8 protein-coding genes are annotated in these 6,381 nt (G+C 68.7%); 6 read left to right on the top strand and 2 right to left on the bottom strand.

Features of this window, described 5'->3' with window-relative positions; genetic code table 11:
- Positions 1-684: AAA family ATPase (locus C8263_RS05075; protein ID WP_146160596.1), on the bottom strand; the 684-nt coding region annotated here is incomplete at its 3' end.
- A 148-nt stretch (positions 685-832) separates the two neighbouring features.
- Here C8263_RS05075 and C8263_RS05070 point away from each other — a divergent pair.
- The 4 genes from C8263_RS05070 to C8263_RS05055 all read left to right on the top strand — a co-directional run bounded on the left by C8263_RS05070 (position 833) and on the right by C8263_RS05055 (position 2,860).
- Positions 833-1,324 carry a DUF4384 domain-containing protein gene (locus C8263_RS05070; RefSeq protein ID WP_107137046.1) on the top strand — a complete coding sequence of 164 codons (492 nt, stop codon included), beginning with the start codon at positions 833-835 and terminating at the stop codon, positions 1,322-1,324.
- Between the two features lie 112 nt (positions 1,325-1,436).
- Positions 1,437-1,769: a nucleotide pyrophosphohydrolase gene (locus C8263_RS05065; protein WP_107137045.1), complete on the top strand. Its 333-nt coding sequence runs from the start codon at positions 1,437-1,439 to the stop codon at positions 1,767-1,769.
- Positions 1,766-2,284: a YfiT family bacillithiol transferase gene (locus tag C8263_RS05060; protein WP_107137012.1), complete on the top strand. Its 519-nt coding sequence runs from the start codon at positions 1,766-1,768 to the stop codon at positions 2,282-2,284. The genes C8263_RS05065 and C8263_RS05060 overlap by 4 nt, the downstream gene beginning before the upstream one ends.
- A 99-nt stretch (positions 2,285-2,383) precedes the next feature.
- Positions 2,384-2,860: a Nudix hydrolase gene (locus C8263_RS05055; protein WP_107137011.1), complete on the top strand. Its 477-nt coding sequence runs from the start codon at positions 2,384-2,386 to the stop codon at positions 2,858-2,860.
- A gap of 293 nt (positions 2,861-3,153) precedes the next feature.
- Here the strand turns inward: C8263_RS05055 and era are convergent, their stop codons facing one another.
- Entirely contained in the window at positions 3,154-4,074 is a 921-nt protein-coding gene (gene era, locus C8263_RS05050) for a GTPase Era (RefSeq protein ID WP_107137010.1), read from the bottom strand.
- A gap of 364 nt (positions 4,075-4,438) precedes the next feature.
- Between era and C8263_RS05045 the strand changes: the two genes are divergently transcribed.
- Both C8263_RS05045 and C8263_RS05040 read left to right on the top strand, forming a co-directional pair.
- Positions 4,439-4,918, top strand: coding sequence for a fasciclin domain-containing protein (locus C8263_RS05045; RefSeq protein WP_199188310.1), 480 nt, complete (start codon positions 4,439-4,441; stop codon positions 4,916-4,918).
- Positions 4,919-5,086: 168 nt separating this feature from the next.
- Entirely contained in the window at positions 5,087-6,343 is a 1,257-nt protein-coding gene (locus C8263_RS05040) for a VanW family protein (protein WP_107137009.1), read from the top strand.
- Positions 6,344-6,381: the final 38 nt, after the last annotated feature.

Here is a 6,381-nt window from a genome sequence, read left to right as displayed (position 1 = left end):
GCCGACGCCGACGAACATCTCGACGAAGTCGGAGCCGGAGATGGAGAAATAGGGAACCCGGGCCTCGCCGGCGACGGCTTTGGCGAGAAGGGTTTTGCCGGAGCCGGGGGGCCCCACGAGGAGGACGCCGTGGGGAATGCGGGCGCCGAGCTGGTGGTAGCGCTCGGGCTGGCGCAGGAAGTCCACGACTTCCTGCAGGTCCGCCTTGGCCTCGTCGCAGCCGGCCACGTCTGCGAACGTCAGCTTGATCTGCCCCTCCCCGATTACCGACGCCTTCGACCGCCCGAAGGTGGCCGCGCCGCCGCCGCTGTTTCCTGCCCGCATGGAGCGCCACAGCACCACCAGAATCAGGGCGGTGAGCACCAGAGGCAGCACCTGCGCCACCCAGCCCAGCCCACTGCCGGCCGGCGTGACCTGCAGCGGCACGCCCGCGCGCCGGATGCGGTTCAGGGTCGCGCCGTCCGGGGGCACCAGCAGCCCCTTGACCACAGGTCCGCTGGGTCCGCTGAGGGTCACGGTGGCCTGCCCGGCGCTGCTGAGCACCACCCGCGACACCTGCCCCGACTGCAGATCGGCAAAGAAGCGGTTGGTGGTGTAGGGCTCGTTGCTGGTGGCCGGCGTGGTGGGCCCCGCTGCCAGGGCCGGGCTCAGCAACAGGATCAGCAGGCAGGCGGCGCGGCGCATGGCTCATGCTACGTCGCCGGGCGGCGGGCAGGTTTTCCCGGCCCACAATTCCGGCCCCACCCTGCACAGGTACCGCCCCCATCAATGGCCGGGAGGCCCTGAACCTGGGCTCAGCTTTCCGTCAGGTCCCGGACCTATGCTGTTTGTTATGCGCACTGCAATTCTCCTCGGTTCCCTGGCCCTTGGCCTCAGCGCCTGCACCGTGACGGTTCGCCCCAACGTGGGCCTGCAGGGCTCGGGCAGCAATCTGATTACAGGACTGCGCCCGGACCGGGGCGAGGGCAGCACCTACGCCGTGGGCGAGGCGGTCCGCGTGAGCATCACCACCCGCGCGCCGGGCTACGTGACCCTGCTGGCCCTGCAGAGCAATGGCAACGCCAGCGTGCTGGTGCGCAACGCCTACGTGCAGGCCGGCACCACCACCTTTCCCCGGGCCAGTGACGGCGTGACCTTTAACGTGGCCGAGCCCCGTGGCCTGCAGCGCGTGCGCGCCATCTTTACCCGCGTGCGCCCCACCACCGACCTTGTGCTGCGCGGCACCTACGACAACGGCCGCTGGAACGCCGAGAGCGACGCCTACCTGCAGCCCTACAACACCGCCGACCGCGACGTGCAGGAAACCTTCCTCTACATCCGCTAATCCAGATCCGCTCACCCAGAGCCGATCACCCAGTCACAGCGGCGGCCCTTCAGATGGGGGCCGCCCTTTCGCATGGCAGCGGAGCGCGGGGGGGCCCGCTATGCTGCCCCCCATGAGTCTGACCTTCGAGGAGGCCCGGGAGCGGGTGGACGCCTATATTTCGCAGTTCAAGGAGGGCTATTTTCCGCCGCTGCTGATGCTGGCCCGCCTGACCGAGGAGACTGGCGAGATTGCCCGGGTGCTGGCCCACGAGCACGGCAAGACCCCCAAGCCCGGCGAGGAGACCGGCGACCTGGAAATGGAACTGGCCGATCTGCTGTTCGTGATGCTGTGCATGGCCAATGAACGCGGCCTGAGCCTGGAACGGGGCTTTGAGCGCATGATGGCCAAGGTGGAGGGCCGCGACGCGAACCGCTGGACCCGCAAGGAGGACGCCCGGCCATGACCGACCCCCGTTATCCGCTGGGCCCCATGCCCACGCCCCTGTACCTGACCCCAGAGGAACGAACCGCCGCCCTGCAGGCCCTGCGCACCCTGCCCGGCGAGCTGCGCGCGGCCGTGAGTGGCTTGACCGCTGCCGGGCTGGACACTCCCTACCGCCCCGGTGGCTGGACCGCGCGGCAGGTGGTGCACCACGTGGCCGACAGCCACCTGAACGCCTTCACGCGAGTGAAGCTGGCGCTGACCGAGGACAATCCCGCTGTTAAGCCCTACGAGGAAGCCCTGTGGGCCGAACTGCCCGACAGCCGGCTGGCCCCGGAGGTCAGCCTGGAACTGCTGGCCAGCCTGCACGTCCGGCTGGTGGCCGTGCTGGAAGGCGTGAGTGACTGGTCACGGCCCTGGACCCACCCGGCGCAGGACCGCACCTACACCCTGGACACGCTGCTGGCCATGTACGCGTGGCACGGCCAGCACCACGTGGCCCACCTCACCGGGCTGCGCAGGCGGGAAGGCTGGTAATGCAGAGGTCAGGTAAGCCGGAGGCGAAGCGAGGCGGACCCGCAGCATTGCAACCTGAAAGGGCGCCAGCGGGCTTGAGCAGCACAGGAGGCCCGTCAGATGCAGTTTGGCCCTGAACTGCACACGCCGGTCTCCCACCGGGCGGCGGGCGTGGTCATTCTGAACGCGGCGGGCGACATTCTGCTGGTCCGCGAACAGGGCGTGCCCACGCAGCGGCAGAAGGCCGGACTGTGGCACATCCCCAGCGGCACGGTGGAGCCCGGCGAGAATCCCCAGGACACGGCGGTGCGCGAAGCCTGGGAAGAGGCGGGGGTCCGGGTGCGGCTGCTGAAGTTCCTGGCCGCCTACCTGGGCCACTTCCCCGATGGCGTGCCGGTGCTGCGACACGCATGGCTGGCCGAGGCCCTGCCCGAATCCACCTTTCGCCCGGCGCTGGCCGATGAGGTCACTGAGGTACGCTTTGTATCTGGCGCCGAATTTGCCGCTCTGTACACGGCCGGGCAGATTCGCATGTATCACACGAAGCTGTTCTACGAGGACGCGCTGAGGGAACAGGCCATGGGCCCTGAGCTCTGATCCGACTTCCGAACAATGCCGTCACCCATGACGGAATGTTTCCGGCCGGAGGGACTCGCAAAGCTGCGGAGCAGAGCAGGAGAGAGTGCAGATGTCCGGGAAGTGGAGAAACATCCAGTTCTTTTCTGAATGTTCCGGAAATGGACGGCAGTCCGGATGAGCCATGGGGGACGGCATTTCAGGCGCAAGCCCTGTGCCGTTGCCGTGACCAAAGGCCAAAACGAAAGAAAGCGCCCCACCATCGGGGCGCTTTCCTCATGGCTTATGGCCCAGAGCCCATGGCCCAGCGCCTTTTACTCGTAGCCCAGTTCGCGCAGGGCTTCCTCGTCCTCGCGCCAGCCGGGAATCACGATGACTTCCAGGCCCAGAAAGACCTTGCGCGACAGAAAGACTTCCAGCTGCTTTCTGGCCGCCTGCCCAATCTCGCGCAGCTGCTTGCCGCCCGCGCCGATCACCATGCCCTTGTGGGCGTTCTTCTCCACCACAATCTCGCCCTCAATGCGCTGCAGGCCGTCGTCGCGCTCGGTCCAGCGGTTGACGCGGGTGGCGACCGCATAGGGCAGCTCGTCGCGCAGCTTTTTCATGGCCTCTTCACGGATGATCTCGGCGGCCCACATCTCGCGGCTCTGGTCGCTGGCGGCGCCCTGCGGAAAGAAGAAGGGGTTTTCGGGCAGTACGTCCAGCAGCTGCTCGCGCAGGGTGGCCACCGCATTCGGGTTGTTCTGGGCGCTCAGCATGGTCTCGCTGGTCTGGGCGTCGCGGCCCTCCAGCAGGGCGCGGTAGAGCTTCATGGCCTCGTCGGGGTATTTGGCCGCGTCGGTCTTGTTGCCCACCAGAAACAGCGGCTTGGGCAGGTCGCGCACCTGCCGGGCCACCAGACTGTCCTCGTCGGTGGGGGGGTGACGCAGGTCCACCACCCAGATCACGGCGTCCACATCAGCCAGGGCGGCGTGGACCTCGTGGTTCATGTACTTGCCCAGGGCGTCTTTGGGCCTGTGCAGGCCCGGCGTGTCCACAAATACGATCTGGCGCTCGCCGCTGGTGTGAATGCCGCGCACGCCCCGGCGCGTGGTCTGGGGCCGGGGACTGGTGGGCGCGACTTTGGTGCCCAGAAAGGCGTTGAGAAGGGTGCTTTTGCCGACGTTGGGCTTGCCCACAATGGCTGCAAAGCCAGAGCGGGTCTGCTCGCCGGAGGTCAGGGAGGGGTCCGTCATCACCCGCTGATTGTCTCATACCGGCTCTGGCCGAATTGTCTTCGCGGACGATTCAGGTCGGGGCACGGCGCCGCAGCGAAGGGCGTTCCTCCGGGCGTGGAGCGAGCCCCCCGGAACAGGGCCGGGGAGGTGGCACACCACATGACATTCGTCTCAACTGTGAAGATGCCGCCTGAACGTGCGCCGTGAACTGTGGCGGGGCACGCCTTTTTAACACGGCCCCGTTTCTGCTTTGTACGGCCCCGTACCGTATGACCGAGCCCGACCATTTAGTTTGATGTTGTCCAATAGCTGAGTGCTGATTGGCTGACGAAAGCGTGGCGAAAGATCAACAACAGGAGCTGTATCTTTAAGGAGGCTTTCTATGAAGAAAGTGATGATGCTTGCTGCTTTGATGCTGCCGGGCGTGGTGGTGGCGGGGGGTGGCAGTGCCGTGCCGCGTGGCAACACGATTGCGGCCATCGTGTCGAACGATCCGAACTTCAGCACGCTGCTGAGTGCGGTGCAGGCGGCGGGGCTGGTGGACACCCTGAACAGCGCCGGGCCCTTCACGGTCTTTGCGCCCACGAACGCTGCCTTTGCCAAGGTGCCTGCAGCAGATCTGAACGCCCTGCTGAACGACCGCGAACGGCTGCGCGCCCTGCTGCTGTACCACGTGGTGCCGGGCCGGGTCACGGCCGCGCAGGTGACCGGGCTCAGCAGTGCCAAGACGGCCAACGGTGCCAACCTCAGCATCCGCACCTCGGGCAACATGGTCATGATCAATGACGCCACCGTGACGCGCGCCGACATCCGCGCGAGCAACGGCATCATTCATGTGGTGGATACAGTCCTGATGCCCTGACCGGGCGCGGGGCCCCCCGCTCTGGGTGGCCCCGCCGCCCCACTGGCGCGGCCTGGCCGCGCCGCTTTTGTGTTCGACGTTGTCGGGGCCGCTCGCCGGCCAGCGGCCCCGACAGCACGCAGCAGGCTGGCCCCCCAGAGGGCCGCCGGACCGCCCACGGGAGGCGAGATGAGTCCACCAGTTTACAGTTGGTCGCTGGCCGCGCTGGGCGTGCTGGCCCTGACCGGCCTGCTGGCCGGGCCCGCGTCGCCCCGCCCGGCTGCGGCGCCCGTGGCGAACCTGGCCGCTGCGCCCGGGTCCACCGCGCCCCGGCCCAGACCGCCCATGCCCACCACCCTCACCCTGCGCTGGAGCGTGCCAGAGCCGCAGCTTGTGCGCGGGGAGGTGCAGCGGCGGGTGCTGCACCGGACCCTGCGCGTGCCCCTGGGCGCTCCGGCGCAGGCGGCGGCCCGGGCGGGGGGTGACCTGTCCAGCCTGCAGGCTGCCCTGAACCGGGCCTATACCCAGATCGGGGCGCGCCAGCCGCGTGACCTGCGTTTTCGCCGGGTGGGGAGGACCTGGGTGGGCGAGGCCCAGACCGGCTGGACGGTGGACGTGCCAGCGGCCAATCAGGCGGTGCGCGCGGCCCTGCGCCGGGGCGAGGCCAGCGCGCAGGTGCCTATCCGGCTCACGGCGCCCGCGCGCAGTGTGCGCTGGGCACAGGCCCAGGGCCTGGGGCATGTGGCCACCGGCACCTCGTCCTTTGAAGGCAGTCCGGCGTTCCGGGTGCAGAACATCCGGGTGGGGGCAGCGCGCCTGCACGGGCAGTGGCTGGGGCGCGGCGAAACCTTCAATTTCAATGCCCGGATAGGCGACATTGCCGCGCGCACCGGCTACGCGCGCGGGTACGTGGTGACCGGGCAGACCCTGCAACTGGAAGAGGGCGGCGGCCTGTGCCAGGTGAGTACCACAGTGTTCCGGGCGGCGCTGCGGGCGGGCGTGCCCATCACCGAGCGGCACGCCCACTCCTATCAGGTGGGGTATTACGGCGCCCCCGGCGAGGACGCCGCCGTGTACGCTCCCAGCAAGAACCTGCGCTGGCGCAACGATTTTGCCAGCCCGGTCCTGGTGCAGGCCGAATGGAACATGGCCCGGAGCCAGTTGCAGGTGCACCTGTTTGCCCGGCCCGATGGGCGCCGGGTGCAGCTGGCCCCGGTGCAGGTGCGCGGCGTGGTGGCGGCCCCAGCCCCCACCTACATGGTGGACCCGGCCCTGGCGCCGGGCGGCGTGCGCCGCGTGGATATGCCGGCCACGGGCGGGCAGGCCCGGGTGGTGCGGCAGGTGGTCTGGCCCGGTGGCGCGCGCCGCACGGACGTGATTCGCAGCAGTTACCGGGCCTGGGGCGGCGTGTTTGCCGTGGCCCGGGGTGACCCCCGCGCCCGCTGACCAGCAGGGGAGCACCCGAACAGAAAGAACACAGAACA

Source organism: Deinococcus arcticus, assembly GCF_003028415.1.
GTDB classification, from domain to species: domain Bacteria; phylum Deinococcota; class Deinococci; order Deinococcales; family Deinococcaceae; genus Deinococcus; species Deinococcus arcticus.
The sequence above is the reverse complement of the archived record's forward strand: the minus strand, read 5'-3'. Positions and strand labels throughout refer to the sequence as shown.

What these genes read in the sequence shown, in the direction of transcription:
- era (WP_107137010.1), bottom strand. Translation starts at nt 4,074, where the DNA reads ATGACGGACCCCTCCCTGACCTCCGGCGAGCAGACCCGCTCTGGCTTT.
- C8263_RS05040 (WP_107137009.1), top strand. Translation starts at nt 5,087, where the DNA reads ATGAGTCCACCAGTTTACAGTTGGTCGCTGGCCGCGCTGGGCGTGCTG.
- C8263_RS05055 (WP_107137011.1), top strand. Translation starts at nt 2,384, where the DNA reads ATGCAGTTTGGCCCTGAACTGCACACGCCGGTCTCCCACCGGGCGGCG.
- C8263_RS05065 (WP_107137045.1), top strand. Translation starts at nt 1,437, where the DNA reads ATGAGTCTGACCTTCGAGGAGGCCCGGGAGCGGGTGGACGCCTATATT.
- C8263_RS05060 (WP_107137012.1), top strand. Translation starts at nt 1,766, where the DNA reads ATGACCGACCCCCGTTATCCGCTGGGCCCCATGCCCACGCCCCTGTAC.
- C8263_RS05070 (WP_107137046.1), top strand. Translation starts at nt 833, where the DNA reads ATGCGCACTGCAATTCTCCTCGGTTCCCTGGCCCTTGGCCTCAGCGCC.
- C8263_RS05045 (WP_199188310.1), top strand. Translation starts at nt 4,439, where the DNA reads ATGAAGAAAGTGATGATGCTTGCTGCTTTGATGCTGCCGGGCGTGGTG.